The organism is Synechococcus sp. WC10meta, from assembly GCF_047461475.1.
Map to the genome: position 1 here is coordinate 1 of NZ_JANSHF010000022.1, position 25,091 is coordinate 25,091.

The 25,091-nt window shown below is 59.7% G+C and carries 28 protein-coding genes; 14 read left to right on the forward strand and 14 right to left on the reverse strand.

What is annotated here, in order from left to right; translation table 11 throughout:
* Window positions 1–241: 241 nt before the first annotated feature.
* On the reverse strand, window positions 242–949 hold the full coding sequence (locus NW804_RS09495) for a tetratricopeptide repeat protein (protein WP_414423417.1): 708 nt from the start codon (window positions 947–949) through the stop codon (window positions 242–244).
* Window positions 950–1,328: 379 nt separating this feature from the next.
* The gene (upp, locus tag NW804_RS09500; RefSeq protein ID WP_414395589.1) at window positions 1,329–2,012 is read right to left on the reverse strand and encodes a uracil phosphoribosyltransferase; all 684 of its coding nucleotides are present in this window, start codon (window positions 2,010–2,012) and stop codon (window positions 1,329–1,331) included.
* A 148-nt stretch (window positions 2,013–2,160) separates the two neighbouring features.
* Between upp and NW804_RS09505 the strand changes: the two genes are divergently transcribed.
* Window positions 2,161–2,733 carry a Uma2 family endonuclease gene (locus NW804_RS09505; RefSeq protein WP_414421201.1) on the forward strand — a complete coding sequence of 191 codons (573 nt, stop codon included), beginning with the start codon at window positions 2,161–2,163 and terminating at the stop codon, window positions 2,731–2,733.
* Window positions 2,734–2,842: 109 nt separating this feature from the next.
* Here the strand turns inward: NW804_RS09505 and NW804_RS09510 are convergent, their stop codons facing one another.
* The 4 genes from NW804_RS09510 to NW804_RS09525 form a co-directional block, all read right to left on the reverse strand.
* On the reverse strand, window positions 2,843–3,169 hold the full coding sequence (locus NW804_RS09510) for a YggT family protein (protein WP_414410979.1): 327 nt from the start codon (window positions 3,167–3,169) through the stop codon (window positions 2,843–2,845).
* A gap of 116 nt (window positions 3,170–3,285) precedes the next feature.
* Entirely contained in the window at window positions 3,286–3,660 is a 375-nt protein-coding gene (locus tag NW804_RS09515; RefSeq protein WP_414423418.1) for a hypothetical protein, read from the reverse strand.
* 38 nt (window positions 3,661–3,698) lie between these two features.
* Entirely contained in the window at window positions 3,699–5,471 is a 1,773-nt protein-coding gene (locus NW804_RS09520; RefSeq protein WP_414406040.1) for an ABC1 kinase family protein, read from the reverse strand.
* 126 nt (window positions 5,472–5,597) lie between these two features.
* Window positions 5,598–6,884 carry a glucose-1-phosphate adenylyltransferase gene (locus NW804_RS09525; protein ID WP_414411735.1) on the reverse strand — a complete coding sequence of 429 codons (1,287 nt, stop codon included), beginning with the start codon at window positions 6,882–6,884 and terminating at the stop codon, window positions 5,598–5,600.
* Between the two features lie 78 nt (window positions 6,885–6,962).
* Here NW804_RS09525 and NW804_RS09530 point away from each other — a divergent pair, with 78 nt between their 5' ends.
* The 6 genes from NW804_RS09530 (at window position 6,963) to NW804_RS09555 (ending at window position 12,164) form a co-directional block, all read left to right on the forward strand.
* Window positions 6,963–7,745 (forward strand): ParA family protein, encoded by a 783-nt coding sequence (locus NW804_RS09530; RefSeq protein WP_414406042.1) that lies wholly within the window; start codon window positions 6,963–6,965, stop codon window positions 7,743–7,745.
* A 110-nt stretch (window positions 7,746–7,855) separates the two neighbouring features.
* Window positions 7,856–8,206, forward strand: coding sequence for a hypothetical protein (locus NW804_RS09535; protein ID WP_414406043.1), 351 nt, complete (start codon window positions 7,856–7,858; stop codon window positions 8,204–8,206).
* A gap of 107 nt (window positions 8,207–8,313) precedes the next feature.
* Entirely contained in the window at window positions 8,314–9,492 is a 1,179-nt protein-coding gene (sat, locus tag NW804_RS09540) for a sulfate adenylyltransferase (RefSeq protein WP_414395607.1), read from the forward strand.
* Between the two features lie 246 nt (window positions 9,493–9,738).
* Window positions 9,739–10,260 carry a PDZ domain-containing protein gene (locus NW804_RS09545; RefSeq protein WP_414395609.1) on the forward strand — a complete coding sequence of 174 codons (522 nt, stop codon included), beginning with the start codon at window positions 9,739–9,741 and terminating at the stop codon, window positions 10,258–10,260.
* Between the two features lie 4 nt (window positions 10,261–10,264).
* Window positions 10,265–10,579, forward strand: a complete 315-nt coding sequence (locus NW804_RS09550; protein WP_414395611.1) for a hypothetical protein — start codon at window positions 10,265–10,267, stop codon at window positions 10,577–10,579.
* Window positions 10,572–12,164 carry a hydantoinase B/oxoprolinase family protein gene (locus tag NW804_RS09555; protein WP_414423419.1) on the forward strand — a complete coding sequence of 531 codons (1,593 nt, stop codon included), beginning with the start codon at window positions 10,572–10,574 and terminating at the stop codon, window positions 12,162–12,164. The genes NW804_RS09550 and NW804_RS09555 overlap by 8 nt, the downstream gene beginning before the upstream one ends.
* Here the strand turns inward: NW804_RS09555 and NW804_RS09560 are convergent.
* On the reverse strand, window positions 12,104–12,577 hold the full coding sequence (locus tag NW804_RS09560) for a thioredoxin family protein (RefSeq protein WP_414395615.1): 474 nt from the start codon (window positions 12,575–12,577) through the stop codon (window positions 12,104–12,106). The two genes, NW804_RS09555 and NW804_RS09560, sit on opposite strands and share 61 nt — an antisense overlap.
* A complete protein-coding gene (locus tag NW804_RS09565; protein WP_414423420.1) occupies window positions 12,528–13,268 on the reverse strand; it encodes an NnrU family protein in 741 nt (246 codons plus the stop codon). Before NW804_RS09565 ends, NW804_RS09560 begins: the two co-directional genes overlap by 50 nt.
* A 60-nt stretch (window positions 13,269–13,328) precedes the next feature.
* Between NW804_RS09565 and psb27 the strand changes: the two genes are divergently transcribed.
* Window positions 13,329–13,730, forward strand: a complete 402-nt coding sequence (psb27, locus tag NW804_RS09570; protein WP_414410986.1) for a photosystem II protein Psb27 — start codon at window positions 13,329–13,331, stop codon at window positions 13,728–13,730.
* Window positions 13,731–13,733: 3 nt separating this feature from the next.
* On the opposite strand, the gene NW804_RS09575 is transcribed toward psb27, so the two are convergent.
* The 4 genes from NW804_RS09575 to NW804_RS09590 form a co-directional block, all read right to left on the reverse strand.
* On the reverse strand, window positions 13,734–14,414 hold the full coding sequence (locus tag NW804_RS09575) for a sensor histidine kinase (protein ID WP_414423421.1): 681 nt from the start codon (window positions 14,412–14,414) through the stop codon (window positions 13,734–13,736).
* Window positions 14,415–14,564: 150 nt separating this feature from the next.
* The gene (gene prmC / locus NW804_RS09580; protein ID WP_414423422.1) at window positions 14,565–15,467 is read right to left on the reverse strand and encodes a peptide chain release factor N(5)-glutamine methyltransferase; all 903 of its coding nucleotides are present in this window, start codon (window positions 15,465–15,467) and stop codon (window positions 14,565–14,567) included.
* Window positions 15,464–16,261: a Tic22 family protein gene (locus NW804_RS09585; protein ID WP_414395624.1), complete on the reverse strand. Its 798-nt coding sequence runs from the start codon at window positions 16,259–16,261 to the stop codon at window positions 15,464–15,466. Before NW804_RS09585 ends, prmC begins: the two co-directional genes overlap by 4 nt.
* Before the next feature lie 301 nt (window positions 16,262–16,562).
* Complete coding sequence (locus tag NW804_RS09590) at window positions 16,563–17,735, reverse strand: ABC transporter ATP-binding protein (RefSeq protein ID WP_414423423.1); 1,173 nt, start codon at window positions 17,733–17,735, stop codon at window positions 16,563–16,565.
* A 177-nt stretch (window positions 17,736–17,912) separates the two neighbouring features.
* On the opposite strand from NW804_RS09590, the gene NW804_RS09595 reads away from it, so the two are divergent.
* From NW804_RS09595 to apcD, 4 genes are all read left to right on the forward strand, one after another.
* Entirely contained in the window at window positions 17,913–18,638 is a 726-nt protein-coding gene (locus NW804_RS09595) for an SDR family oxidoreductase (RefSeq protein ID WP_414410990.1), read from the forward strand.
* 128 nt (window positions 18,639–18,766) lie between these two features.
* Window positions 18,767–19,450: a GTP cyclohydrolase I FolE gene (folE, locus tag NW804_RS09600; protein ID WP_414395630.1), complete on the forward strand. Its 684-nt coding sequence runs from the start codon at window positions 18,767–18,769 to the stop codon at window positions 19,448–19,450.
* A 295-nt stretch (window positions 19,451–19,745) separates the two neighbouring features.
* Window positions 19,746–21,032: a type IV pilus twitching motility protein PilT gene (locus NW804_RS09605; RefSeq protein WP_414395914.1), complete on the forward strand. Its 1,287-nt coding sequence runs from the start codon at window positions 19,746–19,748 to the stop codon at window positions 21,030–21,032.
* A gap of 142 nt (window positions 21,033–21,174) precedes the next feature.
* Entirely contained in the window at window positions 21,175–21,660 is a 486-nt protein-coding gene (gene apcD, locus NW804_RS09610) for an allophycocyanin subunit alpha-B (protein WP_414410991.1), read from the forward strand.
* Here the strand turns inward: apcD and NW804_RS09615 are convergent.
* Complete coding sequence (locus NW804_RS09615; protein WP_414410992.1) at window positions 21,657–22,361, reverse strand: HEAT repeat domain-containing protein; 705 nt, start codon at window positions 22,359–22,361, stop codon at window positions 21,657–21,659. The genes apcD and NW804_RS09615 overlap by 4 nt on opposite strands.
* Window positions 22,362–22,453: 92 nt before the next feature.
* Here NW804_RS09615 and rpsO point away from each other — a divergent pair, with 92 nt between their 5' ends.
* Entirely contained in the window at window positions 22,454–22,729 is a 276-nt protein-coding gene (rpsO, locus tag NW804_RS09620; protein WP_414395636.1) for a 30S ribosomal protein S15, read from the forward strand.
* A 35-nt stretch (window positions 22,730–22,764) separates the two neighbouring features.
* Complete coding sequence (locus NW804_RS09625; RefSeq protein ID WP_414410993.1) at window positions 22,765–23,199, forward strand: PAM68 family protein; 435 nt, start codon at window positions 22,765–22,767, stop codon at window positions 23,197–23,199.
* A gap of 45 nt (window positions 23,200–23,244) precedes the next feature.
* On the opposite strand, the gene NW804_RS09630 is transcribed toward NW804_RS09625, so the two are convergent.
* Window positions 23,245–24,714, reverse strand: a complete 1,470-nt coding sequence (locus NW804_RS09630) for a hypothetical protein (protein ID WP_414410994.1) — start codon at window positions 24,712–24,714, stop codon at window positions 23,245–23,247.
* Window positions 24,715–25,091: the final 377 nt, after the last annotated feature.

A 25,091-nucleotide genomic window follows, 5' to 3' on the forward strand; every position in this document is an offset into this window, starting at 1 on the left:
CCGGGAATGGCAAGATCTGGTTTTGCCGCCAAAAAGCTCGTCTGAGGATCAGGACTCCAAGATTTTGCTCCTCCTGCCGGCCTAGGATCAATGCCAGGGGGATTCTATTGCTGCTTTAACCTCGTCCTAAGTATCAGCCACACTGGAGAAAGCTGCCGTCCCAACAGCTCTCTGAGTATGGCTGGCTCTTCTTCCCAAGCCGTAGCTGTCTGTCCCCAACCGCTTGCCGACAGAAAGGGATCTAGTCCCTCTCCTCCCGGCGCAGCCGCTGCAGGGCAGAAAGAGGCTTCTCCTCTTCCGACTGCTTTTCTGGGGTTGCTACCGGCAGAGGAGCTGCTTTGTTTTTCTCGGGTTCGGGCGAAAGTTTGCCTGCTTCCGAATCGACGGCTAGAGGAGAAGGGAGGTCGTTGGTCTGTTGGCCAGGCAGAGGGATCGACTCCAAGGGGGCCAGCAGGGATTGAATGTGGCTGTAGGTTTCGGGGTTGCTGCGGGCAGCATGGGCCAAGAGGGTAAGCTGCTCCTTGGCCGCCGCCAGGTTCCCTAACTTAAGATCCACCAGCGCCAACTGGTAGCGGGCCTTAAAGCTAGTGGGATCCACCTCCACTGAGCGTTGGAAGGCGGCTCGCGCCTCTGCCAGCTTGCCTTGGCGGGCGTAGATCAAGCCGAGGTTAAAGGGCACGTCAGGATCCCGCTCGCTGGGAAGCACTTGGGCTTTGTCTTCCAGTTCAAGGGCGGCCCGGTAGGCGTTGATGGCTAGGGTGTAAAAGCCCATCTGCAGGTAACGAGCTGCATCTTCCTTGAGTTGGGCCACCGTTGGCTCGCCGGTGAGCAAATTCATAGGCGGCTGCGCATAGGCAGGCAGACCCACCGCCAAACCCAGCAGGCATACTACTGAACTCAGGCCCCAGGGAGCAGCCTGTCCACCGGTTTGTTGCTTATTCCTCACCATGATCGGTTTCCTCCAGCCACCTCAACACCACTTGTTCCACCCCTCACGGCCGGGAAAGGAAGCGAACTGGATCCCAGGCCCACCAAGGCGAAAGGCCTCACTCCAGAGACTATCCGCAATTGGACTGGGAAGCACGACTTTCCACTCGATCCAGCGAAAAAGGCCAGATTGAGATACCAGTGCGAAGGGCTGGCTGGGGCCTCCTGGTGGGCAAGGGCTGCCTTTAGGGTGGCTAGATCCCCGAAATAGCTAAAAATCTCGCTGTACTCACGCTGTTGCGCCCGTTCTGGTTCTTCACAAAGGGATCCCCGTGGCCGCTGCCAACTCCGGAGCTGTTCAGTCCCCAAATCCACATCTCTTGGGCAAGCAGCAACGGAACTCAAGTGCCAAAAGCGCGATCCCCAGCATCCCCTAGCCCGGGCAGGATAAACCCCCGGTCGTTTAGCCGCTCGTCGATCATGGCGCAGAAAACTTGCACCATTGGGTAATGGGATCCCAGTCGCTGCAGCCCTGGCGGCGCGGCCAAGACGCTGACAATCCTCACCAAGCTGGGATCCGCTCCCCGTTTTTTCAGCTCATCCAAAACCCACAGCAAGGTACCCCCCGTGGCCAACATTGGCTCAGGGATGAGAATGCGCATCTGATCTGGAATCCGCTCCGGCAGGCGGTTGAGGTAACAACTCACCTGCAGCGTCTCCTCGTCCCGCACCAAGCCCACATGAAAAATCCGTGCTTGGGGCAAGAGGGCCTGACAGCCTTCCAGCATGGCCAGGCCAGCCCGCAAAATGGGCACGATGGCTAGCGGCGTGTTGGGGGCGATAACTTCTGCTGCCGCAGCTTCCAGAGGAGTTTGCACCTGCACCGCTTGGGTCGGGATCCACTCCCGCATCGCCTCGTAGGTCAGCCAGCGGCCTAACTCCACCAAAGCCGTGCGAAAAAGAGGCATGGGGGTCTCTCTATCGCGGGCCACGGCTAGCCAGTGCTTGATGAGGGGATGGGGAGGGACGTAAACCCGCAGTTGCTGACTTGCCACCGGAGGATGCCTCAACCTGGGCGGTAGCATAGCGGCTTGCAGGGGTAGGAGGCAAGCCTTCTTCTTAGCCTTCCCCGCCGTTCCCTAGCTGCCAGCTTTTCCTCTGGCTTCCTCGCCGCGTTTAGTTACAATAGCGCCAGCGCCTCCTCAAATCTTCTGTTCGCGCTAGTGGGACGGGATGATCTCCCTCAACTTGCGGCCCAGCCTGGAGTTGACGGATGAAGTTTTTGAACAGCTCTGTCGGCAGAATCCTGAGCTGCGCTTGGAGCGGACTGCCCAAGGGGAGCTAGTGGCCATGGCCCCCGTCGGCAGTGAGAGCGGACTTCGCAGTGCCGACCTGCTGGGTCAGCTCTGGCAGTGGAACCGACGCACAAACTTGGGACTTGTATTCGACTCCTCCACGGGTTTTGCCCTGCCCAACGGGGCCATTCGCTCTCCCGATGCCGCCTGGGTTGCCAGGGAGCGCTGGCAGCAGCTGACTCCAGAGCAGCAGCGCCGCTTTGCACCCCTTTGTCCAGACTTTGTCCTGGAACTGCGCTCCCCGAGTGATGACCTGGCCACTTTGCAGGCCAAGCTGCAGGAGTACCTCGAAAACGGCTCCCAACTGGGCTGGCTGATTGACCCGGAAAGCCAAAGGGTCTACGTCTACCGTCCAGGCCAGCCTGTCCAGGTTCTAGAGCGGCCCACCTCCCTAGAAGGGGATCCCGTCCTCCCCGGCTTCGTTGCCGATCTCACCTTAATCTGGGAATGACTGGCCTGCCCATGGGCGTCGGCAACCCCAAGCGTGCTGGCACCTATCGGGCGGGAAATGCAAGAACTGGATGAGCCCGAGAAAGCCCAGCGCCTTGCTGGCCCAGCAACTAGGCAAACTGGCCCACCACCTGTAGGGCAAAACTCAGCAAGAGGAAGGCCAACCAGGGGGAGAAGTCCAAGCCGCCGATGGGGGGAATAATGCCGCGGAAGAGGTTGAGATAGGGATCCGTAAGCTGGCTAAGCACCGACAGGATAGGGTTAGACCAGTTCAGTTGCGGGAACCAGCTTAGCAAAATCCGCACGATCAGCAGGGCGTTGTAGATGACGATGAACTGGTAAAGGGAGCGAAACAGCAAAGAGACTGCACCGCTGTAGACCGACCCCAGAGGGAGGTCGTCTAGGCCAGCAAGAGAGGACAACACGTGGCTAAGCATATGACTGGAAAAGGGGGAAAGGACTCATCCACAGCTTATCGGCAGAGCAGTCGGCTTAGGGTAGCGCCGGCAGAACCTCTGCCGCCTCTAGTTTGGCATGGGCAGGGATCCTTTGCTCAAGACTTTTCCTCCACAGCTTGGGAAGAGGTTTCCTTGATGAGCAATTGGGCTCGCGTAGCCTGAATGGCCTCGTTGAGCTCGGCAATTTTGGCTTCGAGGGTGCGGCGAACCTGGGCAATCCGTTCTGCCTCCTGCTCCCACTCCCTCCAGCTCCTCAAGCTGGACTCCGTTGCTTTCCCCAGCCCTCGAGAGCGGGGGCATTCAGGGCTAGTGGCGGTGCCGTCGAGGCGCTCGGGATCCCGGCCTTGACCTTCAGCGGATTCCCTACCTACTCTGGAGGCGAGCACAAGCCCAAGGATCCCGCCGAGGATCCCTCCCACCACAGCCCCCGTTACCACACCAGCAATGAAATCACTCTGCCGATCTGCCACGCTTGCGTCCCAGTCAATTGAGTCTCCCTTCTTCCGTTCTAGCTCTCTTGCCCCGCCCCTGCCAGCAAACGAGGCCAGAGCTGGGGGAGTCGCCATTGGCTCAAATTTTCCAGGTAATCTTGCATCTGCTCCCTCAACCCGGCCAAGATGGCCTCCAGTCTGTTGGTCAAGGGCAAGGAGGCTAGAGCGGCTTGCCAAAGGTGAGCTAGTGACAAGTCAGGGCTGACTACCCGCCACAGCCGCTGTAACTCCTCGAAGTGCAGGCGATCATCTTCTGTAAGCGAGAGGATTAGCTGGCGGCGTAGCTCCCGTGCTTCCTCCGACATGAGATAGCGCAAGCCCATGCGGGCAGCAGGGATCCAATCCAGCCCACCATCGCTGCGGGCAACTTGAAGCAGGTTCTCCAGGCGGTTCCAGCGGAACTTGCCATCCTTAATCAGCACTTGCAACAGCCGCTGGCGAATACGAGGGGATTCATCGGTCAGCAGGCGCTTGGCCACGTAGGGATAGGCCACGCCGACGATGCGAAACTGCGGATAGAGACTGAGGGCCACCCCCTCCTGGGTAACCAAAGAGCGGATCACCAAGGCAAAGTGGGAGGGCACCTGGAAGGGGTAGCGGTACATCAAATCGGAGAACTGGTCGGTGGCGGTTTTGAAGTTGAAGTTAGCCACCTCCTGCCTCAGCACATCCGCCAACACCGTTTCTAGAGCAGGGAGCAGCTCTTGCCGATCTACATCCGGCTGTAAAAAGCCCAGGTGAATGAAATCGTCAATCAGGGCGTTGTAGTCGCGATCCACCAGGTGGACCAGCGCATCCACCAGGTACTCCTTCATCTGGTCGGTGAGCTGGTCCATCATGCCGAAGTCGATGTAGGCCAGGCGGCCATCCGGCAGGGCAAACAGGTTGCCCGGGTGGGGATCGGCGTGGAAAAAGCCGTATTCCAGCAACTGCTTTAGGCCGGCTACCACACCGATGCGCACCAATCGTTTCACCTCCAAGTTGGCGGCCCGAATGCGCTCCACATCGGTGAGCTTGATGCCGTCAATCCACTCCAGGGTCAACACGCGGCGGGTGCTGTAGGCCCAGAAGATGCGCGGCACATACACATCGGGATCGTCGCGAAAGTATTCAGCAAAGCGCTCGCAGTTCCGTCCTTCCTGGAGGTAGTCAATCTCCTCAAAGAGCTTGCGGCCAAACTCATCCACCACCGCTGTCAAGGTGTTGCCCAGGTTGAGGGGCAACCAAGGGCCCAGCCAGGTGGAGGCCCAGCGGATGAGGTAGAGATCCAGGCTCAGCCGCTCCCGCAGGTGAGGCCGCTGCACCTTGACCGCTACCCATTCGCCGCTGTGCAACTGCGCCTTGTAAACCTGGCCCAGGCTGGCCGCAGCCACCGGCTCGGGCGAGATCTGGGCGTAAATCTCGGCAATTGGACGGCCCAGCTCCGCCTCAATGCAGGCAAACGCCTCCTCTGAAGGAAAGCTGGGCAGTTGATCCTGCAGCTTGGTCAGCTCCTCCAAGTAGTCTTTGCGCACCAAGTCGGGCCGGGTGGAGAGGGCCTGCCCTACCTTGATGAACGTCGGCCCCAGGTCGGTGAGCAGTTTGCGCAGCTGCGCCGCACGCTGGGGCACCTTGCGATTGCCCTGCCCCCAGAGCTGATCCCAGCGCAGGCAGAGAACAAACCACAAGAGAGGGCCAAGGATGGCCAGTGCCCGCGCCACCACTTGGGGCAGACGCCAGCGGTAGTAACGGGCAATAACCTGCGGATCGTAAACTTCTAGGTCAGCAACAGAGACAATCTGGTTAGGCACGCTCCAGGGATCTCACAGTCGTCTTAAACGAGCAATACCTATCGTAATGGCAAAAGTTACCTGATTTTTCTTCACGTTCTTTAACAGCACCTCTTTAGCCTCAGCCCGCTGGAGTCACGACCTTGCTTAGATGACGGTGTTGTCCGGGATCACCGAGTCCTTGATGATGGTGACAATGCCGTTGCTAATCCAGATTCCTTCCTCTTCCCGCTGGGCTTCGGTGACGTGATCTTTGTTGATGATGCGGACGTTGCGGCCAATGCGGGCGTTCTTGTCCACAATGGCGTTGGCAATGTGGGAGTTGGGCCCGATGCCCACCGGCGGGATCCCGGCTTCCAGCTTGGCCTGCCGCTCTTCTGCCGACTCGTAGTAGTCGGCCCCCATGACCAGGGTGTTTTCGATAACGGCATTGGCCTCTATGCGGCTGCGAATGCCGATGATGGAGTTGCGAATTTGGGCGTTTTTGATGATGCAGCCGTCGGCAATCATGGAGTTGACAATGTGGGAGTCGAGGATCTTGTTGGGAGGCAAAAAGCGCGGGCGGGTGTAGATGGGCATGTCCCTGTCGAAGAAGCTGAAGGGCGGGTTGGGCTGCTGCACCAAAGCCAGGTTGGCCCGATAGAAGGCCTCGATGGTGCCGATGTCCTCCCAGTAGCCCTTGAAGGGGTAGGCCTGCAGGTGGTACTTGCCGATGGCTGCCGGCAGCACTTCTTTGCCGAAGTCGGTGTGCTCCTTCACCTGCAGCATCTCGATCAAAGCTTCCCGCTTGAACACATAAATGCCCATAGAAGCGATGTAAGGCTTGGCTTTTGCCTCTTCTGGGCTGAGGCCGAGGACTTGGGTATCGACTCGGCAGGCTTCTAGCAGCTCCCCTTGCGGCTTTTCCTTGAAATCGATCACACGCCCCTCGGCGTCAATCTTGAGCAAGCCAAAGCTGGAGGCCACTTTTTCTTCACAGGGGAGCACCGCCAGCGTCACATCCGCTCCAGTTTGCCGGTGATAATGAATAAAGGGGCGGTAGTCCATGCGGTAGAGGTGATCCCCGGAGAGGATGAGGAAGTCACGCGGCTTCCAGGAGTCCATCAGCCAGAGATATTGGCGAACGGCGTCAGCCGTGCCCTGGAACCAGTCGGGGTTATCGGGGGTTTGCTGGGCCGCTAGGATATCTACAAAGCCGCCGGTGAAGGGAGACATGCGGTAGGTATTGATGATGTGGCGGTTTAGCGAGGCGGAGTTGAACTGCGTGAGGACGTAGATCTTATCGATATCGGAATTGATACAGTTGCTAACCGGAACGTCGATAAGGCGATACTTGCCTGCTAGAGGTACAGCCGGCTTGGCGCGGCGCTTGGTTAGAGGATAGAGGCGGGTGCCCCGCCCACCGCCTAGGATAATTGCCAGTACATCGCGCATGGTGGTTCTCCACCAGGTTACACCCAATAGCATAGACCGCGGCGAGGGGAAGCGGCTGCAACGGCCCTGGGGAAGCTGATGGCACGCATCCTGGCCTTTACCAACAACAAGGGCGGCACTGGCAAGTCCACCCTCTGCGTCCACGCGGCCCAGTTGACGGCCCAGCGGGGCCATGCCGTTCTGCTAGTCGATCTCACCTCCCAAACCACCGCCAGCAGCTTTTACCTCGAAGAGGCCGGATCCCTTCCCCCAGAGGAGACCGTTTGGGCTAGCCTCCACCCTCACCACCAGCGGCCTCTGGAGGAAGTCATCTATTGCACCGACAAGGGAGTGGATGTGGCGCCCTCCCACCGCACCATGGCCGAAGTGGCAGCCCAGCTAGCGGCTGCCGGGGAGGCGGGCCAAAACCTCCTCCAGCGTCAACTGGATCCCTTGCTGTCGGAGTACGACTTTATCTTTCTCGACACGCCAGGGGAGCTGAATGCCCTCACCGCCAATGCTTTGCGGGCAGCCCAGCGGGTGTTGATCCCGACACGGCTCAACCGCGCCGACTTCTCCTGCACAGAAGAGACCCTGCGCTATATCGAGACCCTCAAGGGCGAGCTGAGCCAGGCCCGCGCTGTCCTGACCATGTTGGACGACCGCTACCTGCCCGGCGGCATTTGGTCGGGATCTCACACTGGACAGTTGTACGTGCAAGCGCAACAGATTTTTGCGGATGTGCTCTCACCCGTTACCATTCCAGATAGTAGCGACTTGCGCACAGCTTTTGATTATGGCCTGACGGTCATGGACTATCGGCCCGGGGCGGCCGTGTGTGGGCGCCTGCTGCAGTTTGTTGAACGTGAGGTGCTCCTGTGACTGGGTCTGAGCGTAGCTTGTTTTCTCGTGCGGGAGGAGCCCCCCGCCGCCCCGCCCGGCGCAAAGTAAAGTCAGACTCCCCCTCCACCCCTGGACGTGAGGAAACGGCAATGTCTACCGCAGAAACGTCGGAACTCGAAGCCCTCAAAGGCCAGTTGGCGGAGGCCCAACGGCAGCTTCAGGAATACCAAAACAAAATCTCCAGCCTACAGGCTCAACTCGAGCAAGTCACAGCCCACCGCGACGAATTGCAAAAGGCACTGGCCCAACTCCAGGCAGTGGCGGATGAGCGGGCCAAAACCATCCAGGAACTGCAAAGCCGCCAAGGGCAGGCCACGCTGCCGGTTAAGCCCCAAACCTCTGCCTCCCCCCTGCAGGCACCCAAGAAGATCCTCAATCGGCCTATCTTTGACAATGTGTCCCCCACCGACGAAGACATGCCCCCCTACATGCTGGACTAGGCCAAGCTGGGATCCCCTGCCCAAACAGTTGAGTATTGCACCCAGGGGAAGGGAGGTGTATGGTTAGGGATCCCTGTCTTTACGCTATGACTGCGTCCCAGGCAAAGATGACGGTTTCTGGCGATGCCATTCCACCCCACGGAGGTACTCTAATTAACCGCATTGCCTCGCCTGAGGAGGCGGAGGAGCTCCGCTCCAAGGCCCAACACTGCCCTGTTATCCGCCTCGACGAGCGGGCTCAATCGGATCTCGAGATGATTGCCATCGGGGGCTACAGCCCGCTGACGGGCTTTATGGGGCGGGAAGATTACCATTCGGTTTTGGAGACAATGCACTTGGCCAACGGCCTGGCATGGTCGCTGCCGATTACGCTGCCAGTTTCGGAGGAAATAGCTGCCGGGCTCAAGGAAGGGCAAACCGTGGCCCTAGCCAATGCTGAGGGCAAGCTTTTGGGCGTGTTGGAACTGACCGAGAAATTTACCTACGACAAAACCCGCGAGGCGCAGCAGGTCTACCGCACTACGGATGAACAACACCCAGGGGTGAAGGTGCTCTACGAACAGGGATCCGTTTACCTAGCCGGCCCTGTCACGCTCCTGCAGCGGGATCCGCATCCCCTTTTTCCGGCCTACCAGATTGATCCAGCTCAGTCGCGGCAACTGTTTCGGGAAAGAGGGTGGAAGACGATTGTCGGTTTTCAGACTCGCAACCCCATCCATCGCGCCCACGAGTATATCCAGAAGTGCGCTCTGGAAATTGTGGACGGCCTGTTTCTCCACCCGCTGGTGGGAGCCACCAAAAGCGACGACATTCCCGCCGAGGTGCGCATGCGCTGCTATGAGGTGTTGATTGAAAAGTACTACCCCAAAGAGCGGGTGATCTTGGCCATTAACCCTGCAGCCATGCGCTATGCAGGACCGCGGGAAGCCATCTTCCACGCCCTTGTTCGCAAAAACTACGGCTGCACCCATTTCATTGTGGGCCGGGATCACGCTGGGGTAGGCAACTACTACGGCCCCTATGACGCCCAGCACATTTTCGACGAGTTCCGGCCCGAGGAGCTGGGCATCATCCCCCTCAAGTTTGAACACGCCTTCTACTGCACCGTCACGGGCACCATGGCCACGGTCAAGACCAGTCCCAGCCAGCCCCACCAGCGCATTCACCTCTCGGGCACCAAGGTGCGGGAAATGCTGCGCCGTGGCGAAGTGCCGCCGCCGGAGTTCTCCCGCCCCGAAGTGGCCCAGCTCCTTGTGGAGGCCATGCGAGAACGCAGCTCCTCCTAGCCTCTTGGTGGGAAACCACCCAGGCGCTGGATTCTAGACCTAGCCGAGAGCTCGAAGGCACGGGGCAGATTTTGCAGAGGTTAACGACCTGGCCTATCGACAGTTGCCGATTTTGGGTTTATCACTGAGGGGAGGGTGGTGCAAGCTGCCCACCTAAGCCTTCCGCTACCTACCCTGGGCTAGTGGCTCGACCCCAGCGCGCGGCGGAGGCAACTGTGTTTTCTTTGCCGTTTCCAGGGTCAACCTATGCAGAAATCAACCCTTCTTTCCAGGCTTGCCCTCGCCCTGCCCGCCTCCCTCCTGCTGGCAGAGGCTGCTCTGGCCTACCCCTGTAACTGGGTTGGGGCTGAAGCCTACAACTTCTCCAGCCCCACGGTTGAGGTTGACAGCTTCGAAGTGTTGCCTGCCTCCTCCTTTGCAGGTAACGGCTTCATTGGGGTGGCTATTGAAACGGTAGATGAACAGGCACCTCAAGGCGCCATTAGCCGCCGCCTGTTTGGCCCTGCCCCTCGCCTGCAAGGGATACGGGTCGTTGGCCTCCTCCAGAATGGACCGGCCCACCAAGCGGGTCTGGCGCAGGGCGACATTCTCCTCGGGGTCGACGGACAGCGGGTCACCTCGGTGCAGCAGGTTCAGCAGCTCATCCAAAACACCCCTGTGGGCCAGCGGCTACCGATTACCTTCCGGCGCGGCGGGCAGGTTCTATCCACAGTGGTGGTGGTGGGCGATGGCCGCGTGTTGCGCCCTCTGATGCTGCAGCAGCGGTAAGCGGGTGACCGCTGAGGTAGGCCTAGCAGAGACGGTCTGGGTGGTCTGCGGCCTCAACGGCTTGCTGGCTCTTGGCCTGCTTGCTTTAGTTCGCCCAATCTTGCGCTTGCGCACAGCGCTTTGGGTTACGGAGCGGGCCCTGGACAACTGGCAAAGAGCAGCAAAGCCGGCTTTGGCCCTTACCTCGGCTGAGCTTCTCCACCTACGGGCTCGCCTGCAAGCCAATCGCACCACCCTTGGCCGCTGGCGGCGCCGGCTCCAGTTCTGGCAGGGGATCCGCCGGCTAGCGCTTTGGCTGCAACAAAGGCTCTATGGATAGCTGCTCCTCCCTACCCAACCCCATCCGCTTGCAGGTCATGGCCAACGCTCTGGCCGGGATTGCCGAGGAGATGGGGGCACGTCTCATTCGCGGCTCCTACTCCGCCAACATCAAGGAACGGCGGGATTGCTCCACGGCTTTGTTTGACGCCCAAGGGGCTTGTATTGCCCAGGCAGCCCACATCCCGGTTCACCTAGGCGCTCTTTCCCAAGCCGTGCAGGCAGTGGTGGCAGCTGGCCCCCAGCCAGGAGAGGTGTTTGTCCTCAACGATCCCTATCAAGGGGGATCCCATCTGCCGGATATCACCGTGGTAGCGGCCATTCCCGCCCTGCGGGATCCCGGCCAGGTCTGCGCCTATGCGGTAAACCGCGCCCACCATGCCGACGTCGGGGGGATGCGCCCCGGCTCCATGCCCGCTGATTCCAGCGAGATCTGGCAGGAGGGTTTGGTGATCCCACCCGTACGGCTGGCCAGGTTTTCTCTGGAAGGAGAGTTGCGCTGGCAGGAAGATCTGCTGCGCCTTATTCTGGCCAATGTGCGCAATCCTGAGCAGCGCCGCGGAGACCTGCAGGCCCAAGTGGGAGCCAACGTGGTAGGGGCAAGCCGGTTTCGCCAGCTGCTAGCCCGCTTTGGCGAGGAGGAGGCTTGGCAGCTCATTGCGGAAGTGATTGCCTATAGTCGGCGGCGGATGCAGGCCCAGATCCGCGCGCTGCCCGATGGGATTTACAGGGCTGCAGATTGGTTGGAAGGGGAGGGGGATCCGCCCAAGCCGCTCCGCATCCAAGTGCAGATTGAAGTGCAGGGGGAGAGGTTGCGGGTGGACTTCAGCGGCACGGCGCCAGCCACGGCGGGCAACCTAAACGCCCCCCTGGCCGTGACCCGCTCGGCGGTGCTCTTTGCCCTGCGCTGCCTTTTGGATCCCACCGCTCCCAGCAATGCCGGGCTAGAGGAGCCCATCGAGATCGTGGCCCCACCCGGCTGCCTGGTCAACGCCCAATTTCCGGCGGCGGTGGTGGCCGGCAATGTGGAAACCTCGCAGCGCATTGCCGATGTGGTGTTCAAAGCCCTGGCGCCGGTGGCTGGATCGCGGAGCATGGCCCAAGGGCAGGGCACCATGAACAACTGTGTCCTGGGCAACCGCCACTTTACCTACTACGAAACCCTGGGGGGCGGCCAAGGGGCCAGTCGCCAGCGGCCAGGCCTGGATGGGGTGCATGTGGGCCTGAGCAATACCCTCAACACCCCCATCGAAGCCCTAGAGCTGGAGTATCCCCTGCGGGTGTTGCGCTACGAGCTGCGCCAAGATTCTGGGGGCATTGGGCAGCAGCGGGGCGGCTGGGGGCTGATCCGCTCCCTCCAGGTGTTACAAGACTGCACCCTTTCCCTTCTCACCGACCGCCGCTACTACGCCCCCCAAGGAGAAGAGGGCGGCGGAGCCGGCCAGGTGGGGATCAACCTTGTCAATGGGGAACCCCTGCCCAGCAAGATTAGCCGCCCCCTGAAAGCTGGCGATGTGGTGACCCTCTACACCCCCGGCGGCGGCGCCTGGGGCTCCAGCGAGGGGCAGGCGCGGGAGGTTGGGTAGCCCAGATGGGCAAGCAACAACTGCTCGCAGCGGCGGAGCACATCCTCGCGGCTGGTAAAGTGCTCCAGCCTTTGCACTTGTTGACCTTTCTCAAACAAAATTAAGGTCGGCAGCGAGCGCACCCGATAGCGGCGCGGCAGCCAAAAATTGTTATCCACATTCACCCGCACCACCTCAACGGATCTCTCCCCTTCGGAGGCCAGGCGGTCGATAAGCGGTTGAACGAAGCGACACAAACCGCACCAAGGCGCGCCAAACTCTAACAACACCAACCCATCGCTTGTCAAAAGTTCTTGATTAAAAGCCTCTAAAGCAACTGGCGAGATCATTGCTCCCAAACTAAAGCAGTTGTTTGGGATCATGCTACCAGGCAACTCTGCTGGCTGCAGAAACCAGTTGCGGATGGAAAGCATAAAGAATCACAACAAAGCTCAACACCCCCAGATAGGCCCAGCGGAGAAACTCGCGCGGGTACAGTTGCTGGCGCCCTTGCAGAATGGCTAAGCCGGGGATCACGGAGGTGCGGGCCTTGAGATCGCGGAAGGCGTGGCCGTACTTGCGCTCCAGGCGGTAATCCCCGTGCCAAACGGCAAATAGGTGGTAGGCCACCAGCCCCAGCGAGGTGACCAGCATAAAACTGGAGCCAATCCACAGGGAATGGGCCACACACCAGATGAGCTGACCGACTAGCTGGGGATGGCGGGTGAGGCGGATGATCCCAGTTGTAAACAAGTGGATCTCCGGCTGGCGAAGGGCGACAATCTCCAGCACGTTAAAGGTGGCCGGATACAGGAAGAAAAACGAGAGCGCAGACAAAAGGACGACGGTAGTGTGGATCCCGGGAACAGCCTGCAGATTCCAAAGGATTACGCCGTCGTAGCAGTGGTTAGAAAAGTAGACGAGCAACAGCGGCGCCAGGCTAAGACTGACCAGGACAAAGAAAAGGCGGTACAGACGCGCTCCCAGCCACGCTTCTCCCCAGGGGCGCAAGTAGGCTAGTCCACTGTGGGCGCAGGCAAATCCCAAGATCATGCCCAGCATGATGGCATGGGAGCGGTAGGGGGCCAGCCCTGGCAGCCAGTGGCTAAAAAGGGGGGGTGACATCCTCTTTCGCGGTTGCCGTGACCTATGCTTAGCTTAAAGATAAGTTACATTCGACTCCCCATGCAGAAGACTCTCTTCCTACGTCTTGTCGGCCTGCTCCTGGCGATAGCCCTTATCCTGGGCTGGGCGATCCCAGGCGCGCAAGCAGCCCGTCTCACTGGCAAGTATTACGAAGACAGCATGACCATCATCCAAACGCTGCGCACGGCTCTCTTGGAGGGGGATCCTGTCCTCAAGCCGGAGGAGGCGCGGGCGGAGGTCATGGAGGCCATGCAAGAATTTGTAGGGCGCTACCATGGCCCTCGCTACAACAAGTTGCCATCCTTCACGACCCTGCGCACGGTGTTCAACACCGTGGCCTCCCACTACCGCACCTCGGATCGACCGCTGGAGCCAGAAAAGCTAGAGCGGGTGCTGATGCAACTGGATCGGGCAGAGATGGCCTTGCGCCGTGAGGGTTAAGCTTTAGGCAAGGCGCAGCGTTGCTCTAATGCCAACGCGGTGGAGTCCGCTCTCCCAAAGCTCCAGCTGGCCTCCCATTTCCCTCAGGAGCCGCTCGCTAACCCGCCAGGCGGCGCTGTCTTGTGGCTGGATGGGCAGGCAGCACCGCCCTTCCAGGTCCCACTCCAGACAGAAGTGCTCCTCCCCGCCAGGATAGGCGCTCAGAGCCATTGAGCCGTAGCAGAGGGTGCGAATGCCCCAGCGACACACGCCCAGCAGCGCCTGCACCAGGCCATGGGGATCCGCCCAGACAGTGAGGCTGTCGGGAAGCCAAGAGGACTGAAGAGCGGTCCAGTCGTAGCGGATGCTCCGATCCTGGGCCTGGAGCCGAGTGAGGCTGTGGATCTCTTGCAAAAGAGGACGCAGGCGCGTTGGCCTTGGCCGCAGCGGCTGAATGGGCAGGTCGTGGCGAGCCAGGCGAGTGTATTCTTCCAGCAGCTTGATCAGGCGCTCCACCGCCTCCTTGGCGCTCTGCAGGCACTCTCGCTCCTCCTCTCGAGAGTCGCACAGATTGGACAACACCAACTGCAGGGCTCCCATCTGGCTGCTGAGGGGATTGCGCAGCTCGTGGCCGATACTCACCAGAAGCTCCTGCTGAAAAGCGCGCATCACCTCAGAGCGCTCAAAGGCAAACTGCCAGTCCATCCCCTCCTGGTCTGCGGCAGGGGCAGGCGGGAAAGAGGGAGGATCGGGGGGGGTGGCAGGCAAGGCTTTGCTCAACTGGAAAGGCAACCCGTCATTGGCGGCAGCAGCTCTTGGCCCCTCTCTGGGCTGGCAACGCTGCTCACCATTTTTTTACCCGACAAAGCAGGCGCTGACTACCCGCTCAATCCCGGCCAGATCCCGGTGCACCTGGATCTGCTGGTAACACCCCTGCGCTCGCAACTGCTCGGCCACCCAAGGTGCCTGGCCCTGCATCACCTCCACTGCCCAGAAGGAGTTGGGGGCTAGATAATCCGGCGCGCCCTCAATCAACACCCGCAGATGAACCAGCCCATCTTCCCCGCCGTCCAGGGCCTCTCGCGGCTCGTGCAGCCGCACCTCAGGCATGAGGTGATCTAGCTCCCTTGTAGGGATGTAGGGAGGGTTGGAGACAAGGCCGCGCAGCCGACCCCGCCAGGGATCCAAAGGCGTAAACCAGGATCCCCCAAGCAGATGCACCTGCCCCTGCAGCCCGTGATTGGCCACGTTGGCTGCCGCCACTGCCAGGGCTGCCGGGCTCACGTCCACGGCCAGAAGCTGCAGCTGGGGGTGCCTATGGGCCAAGGCAATGGCGATGGCACCGCTGCCGGTACCCAAGTCAGCAAAAGGGGAGCCTGGGGGCAGAGGGTTGGCCTGCAGCCACAGGGAGGCTTGCTCCACCAGCAGCTCAGTCTCGGGGCGCGGGATCAGCACTGCTGGCGTTACCTGCAAGCTCAGCCCTGCCCACTCTACCTTGCCCAGCAGGTATTGCAGAGGGATGCGCTCCTCTAGCCGACGCCGCCACAGCGCCTCCACCTCAGCCAGCGGATCCCCCTTCCCTACTGGCGGCCGACCCAGCAGCCGTTCCAATGGCCCCCAGCCCAGATGCTCCCTAAGCAAGAGATCCACTTCCTGCGGGGAAATGCCAGCAGCCTGGGCTGCCTGGAGAGCCTGCGCCCGCCATGCCAGCAACTCTTCCACCAGCGCCGAGCGGGATCCCCCTGCAGCTTGGTTCAACGGCGCTGAGGTTGAGGCGTGGCCGAGGGACTGGCCTGGGGAGTTGCGGAGCGTATCCACGACTGCACGTACTCCAGCGAGGCACGCGGTGGGATGAAGGCAATCTTTTGCACATCCTCTTGGGCATCAGGTGCCAACATGCGCTCCACCACAATGGCTAGGGAAGTGACCTCAATCTGGGTTTTGCCAACCACGCTGGGGTTTTGCGCCGCCGCCCGCTCCAGAGCTTTCTTTAGGTCGTTGCGGTCAAAAAAGAAAGGCACCACTTCCTGGCCATTCTGCTCGATGGTCAGCAGCCCCTCGGGGGAGCGGCCATAGAACAGAGGCACGCCAATGGCCTCTGGGGGCACCTTTTGCCCCGTTTCTTTGAGCACCTGCTTGGCTGCCTCTACATCGCCAGGGCGGGGCACCACCTCAAAGTACAGATTGCTATTTTTAGCTCGCTCTTCTTCCGATTTCTCATAGGCATAGCCTAGGGGGATGGGCACCACTCGGGCTTGCTTGCCTATCTCGGGGTTTTTGGCCTTCACCTGCTCCAGGGCTTGCTGGGCTTGGTTTTGATCTAGCCAAAGAGAAGCCACCTGAATGGTGCGACCCTCCCGCTCCACGTTGGCAACCACAGGGGTGCCGTTCTGCGAGACAATGGCAAAAACCGGCACCAGATTGAGCCGCTCGGCTACCTCCTGACGACTTAGGGGGGCTGCCACTACCTGAGCCGGCCAGAAGCTCCCCTGAGCCAATACGGGGATCCCCACCAGCCCCAGCAGCAGAGTGCTACGGAGGGCTAACGCCATTGCTGCCCGTCTGCCGGCCTGAGTTGCAGAGCGGCAAGAGAATCGCAAAGGTGGCGCTGCCTTGCTGTGCATCATTTCCATCATCTACTCCCAACGTCGCGCCTTGTTCTTGTTGCCCTCCTGGCAAGAGCTCCTGGGCCACCCTAGAGGTCAAGTTAAAGCATTTGTTAAGCCCTGTCGAGGGGTAAGGCTCCTGATTTGGGTGGGGATCCCGCATACCCCCTACTATATACGGGGTCGAAGGAAATCGAACCACCCTAGATGCAGATCTCAGGGCAAACCGTGAATCCTCATCCCAACTTCAGGCAAAGCCCTTGCTTTTGGAGTGGTTTTGCTCGAGATCAGGTGCCAGGGATTCCCCAGGACAAAACAGGCGGCATTGCTCGACGGTAACTCGAACTCGCGTGCCCACTGGCAATGCCTCCCGCGCTAGGGCATGCAACTCCTTGCCCGTCTCCGTGGCTAGGCAATAGCGATACTCCCGCCCCAAAAACTGGCGATCCCGAATGATTGCCTTTCCTTGGGGATCGGGATGCAGGCGGAGCTCCTCCTGCAGAACCATCAACTCTGCCCACTGCAGATGGGAGTCGGGCTGATCCCCGACCGCACGGAAGGGAAGGTGCAGCAGCCCCTCAACTTTCCAACCCCACTCGCGCCGCTCACAGCGGAGAAAGTTGGCCTGGGTAATGAACTCGGCCACAAAACGAGTAGCCGGCTCTCGGTAGACCTCCTCTGGCGATCCCCATTGCTCAATACGGCCTCCCCGCATCACCGCCACCCAGTCGGAAAGAGAGAGAGCCTCTTCTTGGTCGTGGGTAACGAAAATGGCCGAAGTCCGAGTTTGCTTGAGGATCTTGCGAATTTCCTCCCGTAGGTAGTAGCGCGTCTGCACATCCAAGTTACTCAGCGGCTCATCCAACAGGATTAGGCTAGGCTTGGGGGCCAAGGCTCGGGCCAGCGCCACCCGCTGTTGTTGTCCACCCGAAAGTTCATGGGGATAGCGGTGGACATAGTCTTCTAGGCCCACTAGCCGCAACACCTCGTAGGCGCGTTCTCGTGCCTCTTGGTGGTAAGCTTGCCTCTTGCTGGCCACCGCAGGGGATTGAAGGCCGAACATGACATTTGCCAACACGTTCAGGTGGGGAAACAGGGCAAAGTCCTGAAACACCAGCCCCACTCCCCGCCGCTCTGGCGGAACCCACTGCCCCTCCCCCGCCACCACCTGACCCCCTATTCGGATCCGGCCGCTGTCCGGCTGCTCAAAGCCAGCAATGATGCGCAATAAGGTGGTTTTCCCACAGCCCGACGGACCGACGATCCCCAGGATATCCCCTTGGGGCAGGCGAAACGCCACTTCCTGCAAAACCAATTGCCGCTGACCAGGAAAACCCTTGCTGAGGCCCTCAACCTCAAGAATGTAGGAAGAGTCCGCCTGGCCAGCGTTAGACCTCGAGAAAGCCAAGAACTCGGCCATGACAATTGTTGCAAGAGATTTTCACTACCTTTACCACGCTACCACACCTCCGGCCCTCCCCGGCCTGCTGCCGGTTAGATAAGGGGCAAGCAGGAACTCGTGTTACACTGAGTTAACGAAGTTTCTCAGGCTCTGGCGGCGCTTGTTCCCGACGGCGCGTGTCGGGTTTTCTTGTGGATGAGTTTTGAGACCAAGTTGCCGGAACGTGCTCTGGTTACAGGGGCCAGTCGAGGGATCGGCAAAGCTGTGGCTCTGGCCCTGGCCCAGCAGGGGCTGACAGTTGCGCTAGTGGCTCGTTCTCAACCTGATTTGCTGGCAGTGCAGGCGGAGATCCAGGCAAAAGGGGGAAAGGCAGAGGTTTTTCCCATCGACCTGGCCGATTTGACCGCTCTACCGCAGCGGCTGCAAGCTCTTCTGGATCGATTTGGCGGTTGTGATGTTTTGGTGAATAATGCCGGCATAGCCCGCGTTGGGCCTTTGGCCACTCTCTCGCTATCTGAGTGGCAACGGGTGATCGACTTAAACTTAACAGCAGCCTTCCTCTGTGCCCAAGCCGTCCTTCCGGGAATGCGCCAGCAGCGCTTTGGCGTGATTGTCAACGTGGTCTCGATTGCGGGCAAGCGAGCTTTTCCCAATTGGGGGGCCTACTGTGCCAGCAAGTTCGGCCTACTCGGCTTTTCCCAAGCCTTGGCTGAGGAAGAACGGCAGCACGGTATCCGGGTAACTAGCCTCTGCCCTGGAGCGGTGAACACGCCCCTCTGGGATAGGGTGGAGGTTGATTTTGACCGCTCCCAGATGCTCTCGCCGGAGTGGGTAGCGGATGTGGTGGCCTATCTCGTCCGCCTGCCCAGGGGTGCTGTAGTGGAGGACCTAACCCTCATGCCAGCAGCCGGGGCCTTGTAGGTGGGGCCAGCTCTGACCCTTCCGAAAGCAGCGCTTGTCAGCCCGGCTTTTGAGCCGACCATCTCGCGGCAGCGTCTCTCCTGACAAATTTCTTCAACTCCTCGTTTCAACTCAAGGGATATCTTGCTATGACTCTTGCCAAGCCTGGATTGAGTGCCGAGTTTCGCCTGAGCGACAAAGCCAACCTCAAGTCTCGGGTTCTCCGCGATCTGTCTCCTTCGACAGAGCCAGAGACTTCAGAAAGCCTAGATCCGGCAATGGTGGCGGCAGTGGAGACGTTGCTACGGGGAATTGGCGAGGATCCCGAGCGGGAGGGCCTCAAGAAAACCCCGGAGCGAGTGGTGGCGGCGCTGAAGTTTTTGACCAGCGGCTATCGACAGTCTTTGGAAGAGCTCATCAATGGGGCCATCTTCGACGAAGGCCACGATGAGATGGTGCTGCTGCGGGACATCACTGTGTTTAGCCTCTGCGAGCACCACCTCTTGCCCTTCATCGGCAAGGCCCATGTGGCCTACATTCCTAAGCAAAGGGTAGTGGGCTTGAGCAAAATTGCCCGTATTGTGGAGATGTACTCCCGCCGCCTGCAGGTTCAGGAACGCCTGACCCGGCAAATTGCGGAAGCCTTGATGGAGGTGTTGGATCCTTATGGGGTTGGAGTGGTTATCGAGGCTACCCACATGTGCATGGTGATGCGCGGGGTTCAAAAGCCAGGCTCCTGGACGGTTACCAGCTCGATGGTGGGGGTGTTCCGGGAGGATCCCCGCACGCGCGAGGAGTTCTTGAGCCTTATTCGCCACCCGTCCAACCTTTAAGGCTCCCGCAGAGTTTTGCCGGCAAGGAGATTAATCCCCTACTTAAGTGGGGAATACTAGCCTAAGATTGATGCAAACTCTGCCAGCAGCGAGGCCTGTCATGAGCGAGGTCAGCCCCGAAAAAGACGCTGGTTGGAAGCCGCCAACCCCGCCTGGTGTCCAACGCTCCCCACGGGCGGCTGCCCAAACGCCATCAGCGGAACCCCCAACTCAGCTGGATCCGTTGGTGAACAGGACTACCCCTCTCGCGCCAGGGATCGGCTCGCGTCCTTCCGCCAGCGCTCCCAAGCCTATCCTGGGCCGGCCCGTCCCGCCAGAGGTAGCTGTCGCTCCTCCCCAGACGCCAGTGCCCATGCCGGGCTCTGTGGCTCCTCCGCAGGGATCTCTGCCCACTGCTGCTGCGGCAGCTCGGCCTCAAGCCTCCCCTCCCAGGCCAGCGGCTCCGCCTTTTGTCCCGCCGGCTCGTCCGACGGCTGTTGGTCAGGTCCCGCTGGCTGCTGCTCCTAAGTCTGCCCCCTCTGGCCCGACGCTGCGCCAACTGGTGCAGGAAGCCTACGAAAAAGGCTACTCGGACATTCACCTGGGGGTGGGAGAAGTACCCCGCTTTCGGGATCGGGGGGAAATTGTGATCAGCAACCACCCCGTTACCACCACCGAGATGTTCTATAGCTGGCTGCGGGAAAGCCTGCCGGAAAACCAAATCCGCCAGTTTGAAGAGTGCTTAGAGCTGGATACCGCCATCCAGTACGAGGGCTTGGTGCGCTGCCGGGTCAACTGCTTCGTCTCCCTCCTTGGGCCAGCCATGGTGCTGCGCCTCATCCCGCTCAAGATTTTGACGCTGGAGCAGTTGCGGGCGCCGGAAGTGCTCAAGCGCATTGCCGAGGAGCCCAAGGGCCTCGTGCTGGTGACTGGCCCAACTGGCTCCGGTAAGTCCACGACGCTGGCGGCAATGGTGGACTATATCAACTCCAACTTTGCCAAGCACATCATTTCCATCGAGGATCCCATCGAGTTTGTTCACCAGAGCAAGAAATCCCTGATTCGGCAGCGGGAGGTTGGGATCCATACCCTGGAGTTTGCTAACGCTCTGAAAGCCTCCCTGCGGGAAGATCCGGACATCATCCTCATTGGGGAGATGCGGGATCGGGAAACCGTAGATATCGCCCTCAAGGCCGGCCAGACAGGCCACCTCGTGTTTGGAACCCTGCACACCAACAGCGCTGTCCGCACCATCGAGCGTCTGCTAGGGATCTACAAGCCGGAAGAGCAGGAGCCGATGCGCCTGCAGCTGGCGGAAACCCTGGTGGCCATCATTGCTCAGACGCTGGTGCGCACCACCGACGGCAAGCGCACGGCAGCCCACGAGATCATGCGCAACACCGATGCCATTCGCGACTACATCAAGCGGGGAGCGGTGGACGAGATCGAGGAGCTCATTGCCGACGGCTCCTACGAGGGCATGTGTACCATGAACCAGTCGCTGTTTCGGCTCTATCAGGAGGGGCGGATTACGGCGGAGGTGTGCCTGGAGGCAGCTCCGCGGCGCAACGAGATGGCCCAGTGGCTGCGGGGCCGGATATAGGCAGGACAGGTGCGGGTGCTTGAGGGAAGGCTTGCCTTATCCTAGACTGAGAGCAACGGGCATGCTTATCTCCTCAGCCAAGCTTTGGCTAGGGGGATAGGTTGGTGGTGAAAGCAAGTTAGAAAACAGGAGAATCTCTACCGTGAGCGTGATCAACCAGCTCATCGAAACTGCAGATAACCAGCTGCGCTATCTCTCAGTTAGCGAGCTGCAAGCTATCCAAGACTACATGAGCAGCGGGGAAAGACGGCTGCAGATTGCTCAGGTGTTAACTGAGAATAGAAAGCGGATTATCGATCAGGCCCAGAAACAGCTATTTGCCAAGCGACCTGAATACCGACAACCTGGTGGCAACGCCTATGGGGAAAAGCGCTACAACCAGTGCCTGCGGGACTACGACTGGTACTTGCGTTTGGTAACCTACGGCATCGTCGCTGGCAGCAAGGAGCCAATCGAGTCCATTGGCCTGATAGGGGTGCGGGAAATGTACAACAGCCTCAACGTACCCATTGCCGGCATGATCGATGCGATGGTCTTTTTGAAGGAAGCAGCCCTCAGCTTGTTGGATCCCGATTCGGCTGCCGAGGCCGCTCCCTACTTTGACTACATCATCAATGCCCTGAGCTAGCTGCCCTTGGAGGAAAGGGAGGCTAGGGCCGCACGGGCGCAGGCGGCTACCTGTTCCTGGGGATCCTGGGCAAGCCGGGCAAGACCAGCTTGGGCAGCTTCCGTCCCTAACTTACTTAGGGCAATGCAGACGCGGTAGCGCAGTTGCCAATCCTCAGAAGCGATGAGGGGCTCCAGGTAGGGGATGGCCCGCGGATCCCCCAGATCCCCTAAAGCTGCAGCAGCGGCGGTGATTAGCAGTTCATTTCCTTCCTGGAGAGCCTGCACCAGCGTGTCGAAGGCGGCGGGGTTGCCTAGCTCGCCGAGGGCGGCAACGATGCTAAAGCGCACCAGCCACTCCGTCTCCCGCTGATAGGCCTCTAGGAGATCGGCCAGGGCTTGCGGCTGCTTGAGATCCCCCAGAGCAGCAGCAGCGGCAGCTCGCACGTCGAACTCGGGATCCTCCCGCAAAGACCGCTGCAGAATTGGCAAAAGGATGGCTGGATCGATCCCTTTTGCGGCCAGGGTGCCCAGTTGGCTGATGGCAGCGTAGCGGACGCGGGCATTTTCGTCGGCTACTGCCTGCTGCAGCAGCGTCAAGCTTTCCGGCGGGGAGAGTTCTCTGGCCTTGTTAATAGCGCGCAGCCGCTCTCCCAAATCCTGAGAGTTCAACAGCTGCAGCAAGGCTGTCAGTGAAGGCGGATCCCCAGCAGTTGTTGTCATAGTTCTTTCCCTCCGTAGCTTTCTCTGGCTGTAGCAAAGAAGGAAAACTCAGTGTTATCATTCTGAAGCAGTGTGTGCCGTCTTTCGGTCCTATGGCCTTATTGCAGAAAGAAAAGCAGGAGATTATCGAGAGATATCGACTGCATGACACTGATACTGGCTCTGCCGATGTGCAAGTTGCCTTGCTAACCAGCCGCATCAACCAACTCTCGCAGCACCTTCAGAGAAACCCCAAGGACTTCAACTCCCGCCGCGGCTTGCTGATGATGATTGGTCGCCGCAAGCGACTGCTCAACTACATCGCTAAGCATCATCCCGAGCGCTTCCGGGAGCTGGTTGAACGGTTAAACATTCGGGTGAAGAAGTAGCTAGCTAGTCAAAGCACAGCCGAGGAGCTACCTCCGTGGGCAAATCTAGCCGCCATTCCAAAGCTTCTCAAGGCCGCCCCAGTCAGTCTGCTGGCCAGGGGGAGAAAAAGCCAGCCAAAGGAGAGCGGGCTGCTGTCATTCCCCCTGAGGTAAGCCAGCGCATGGTGCGGCGGATCCTAATTTTTTCTGGGATCCCTTCTACGCTTGGCCTAAGTAGCTTTGTTGTCAACTACTACCTTCTAACCAACCATGTGATAGCCCTGCCCCCCTACTTTACTTTGGTGGAGTCGCTGGCCTTTTTTGGCCTTGGCTTTTTGGGCATCAGCTACGGTGTCTTCTCGGCCTCTTGGGATCCAGAGCCCGGATCCCTGCTGGGGGTTAGTGAGTTCCGCCGCAACCTAGGCATTTTCCTCCAGCAATGGCGCGAAGCAGCAAGCGGCTCTGCCTCTTCGAAAGCCGACGAGACCTAGCTGCTTTGTGCTCTGGCTGGAGGGGTTCAAAACAAGCTGTTGGGGCTATAGCCGCACCTCAGTTCCCTCAAAGAACCCACGGATGATCAAAATGGCCCCTTCCTGGCTAGGAGCATTTCCTGGTTCATCCGCCGTACCGCCTTCAACGTTGCCGGTGGGGAACTCTTGTTCTAGAAACCATTGGCCAGAAATTCGATCTGCAGAAGTGGTTGAGTCAAAGATAAGGTTCAGGTTTCCCCTTTGAACGCCACCCCCTACGTCAAGCCGGTTAAACGGCCCCGCTAATTGTGCTCCAGCCAGGGTGCGGAAGACGAAATCTCCTGTGGTGGGCACAATGCCCTGAAGGATAACGGGCTCAAGGTTGGTTCCTTCCACAGGCGAGCCGGGCAGGGTACCTGTAGAGCGCTCTGTGCGCAATGAGAAAAAGTAATCAAAGGCTGTAGGAGCATCTGGACGCCCAGGGACAGGTAACTGGGGAATCGGTGTGGGGAAAGGTCGCGGTGGCGGGCTGACCTGGACAAAGTTGAGGACTGTGCTGGTGTTGGCCGGATCAAACTCCGCCTGAACACGACCGTTCAACAGGCGCCGGATGCGAACCAACTGATTGGGCAAGATGTTCGGTCGACTCGGATCCGGAGCAAACAGCACTGACTGGGTACCCACCTGGGCGGGACGGTAAACGATCTCCGCCTGGTTGGGGCGGAAGTTCAGGCGGGCATAGAGAGCCAAGGCATCTTCAGGAGTGCCATCACCTGCAACACCTCGCTGCCGCACCACAAAGCTGGCGGAGAAATTGCCCGTTTGGAGAATAGCGACTACAGGACCTTGAGGTGGAGGAGGGTTGACAAAGCTTCCTGCTGGTGGGTTGCCGTTGGGGCCAGGATCTTCATAGAGTACCCCTGTGGTAGGGACAATGAGAGAAGAGTCCCCCTCGAGAACGACCTGACTGCCATTTCTGTTCACCAGAATGCGACGCACAGTGAGCGTTAAAACGGTTTTGTCATCTCGGACAGCTCTGAAGGTGGTGTTCACTCGGATGCGCTGGTCGTTGGGGTTTGTCGAAATTGCAACCAGCCCGGCGATATTGAATTGCGTAGACAGCCTACCGTCGTTGGGGCCGAAGGCAATAAGATTCACCAGCGGTGTGGTTTGCCCAATTTGGATGGCCAGGGTGCTGGAGCGAAGAGTTGAGTCAATCGTCAGCTCACTGGCTGGGATCTCGTTCACAGGCAAGATGCGGGCTTCAACATTGGCGATGCGAGCTTCACCGCTGCCTTGGAGGGGGTTGGTGCGCACAGGGATCCCGTTGTCAAACCTCGGATTGACATAGTCCAAGCGGAGGCTGGTGGTCTCCAGCACCGAGCCGGGGGTAAAGCGATACTCCTGGGCCGAGACAAACGCTGTGGGATCCACCTGGACAGGCCCAGGTAGGGTTGGCGCCTCATTAACCTCGCCGCAGCCCCCTAAGAGCAAAACCCCACACAACACTGCCAATGATCGACCTTTGAAGTTCATACGGCACTGCCTCACACACCCTAATCTGGGGAAATTCACACACAAAATGGAGGGGAAGGCACCCAACCCCCAACGCTACAGGTAGGCTGGTTGCCCCTGCTCGAGGCTATGATACCCCATATCTAGGGGATGGGCCATTTCCAGAACAATTTCTTGCATTTGCTCTGCCGCTGGCTTGACAACGCTCTGAGATGCAGTAGAACTAACGGCAGACATTCCCCCTTGAAACGGGATCTCCACGTAATCTTGCCAATGCACATGGGCAGATTCAGTGGATCTCGGCTGGACGCAGTTGGAAGAACTTGCTGTGGTGTGAGTGAGTGGAGACTTCCCTGATGAAACGACGTTCTGGTTCAGCCCTTGGCCGTGGTGGCCTT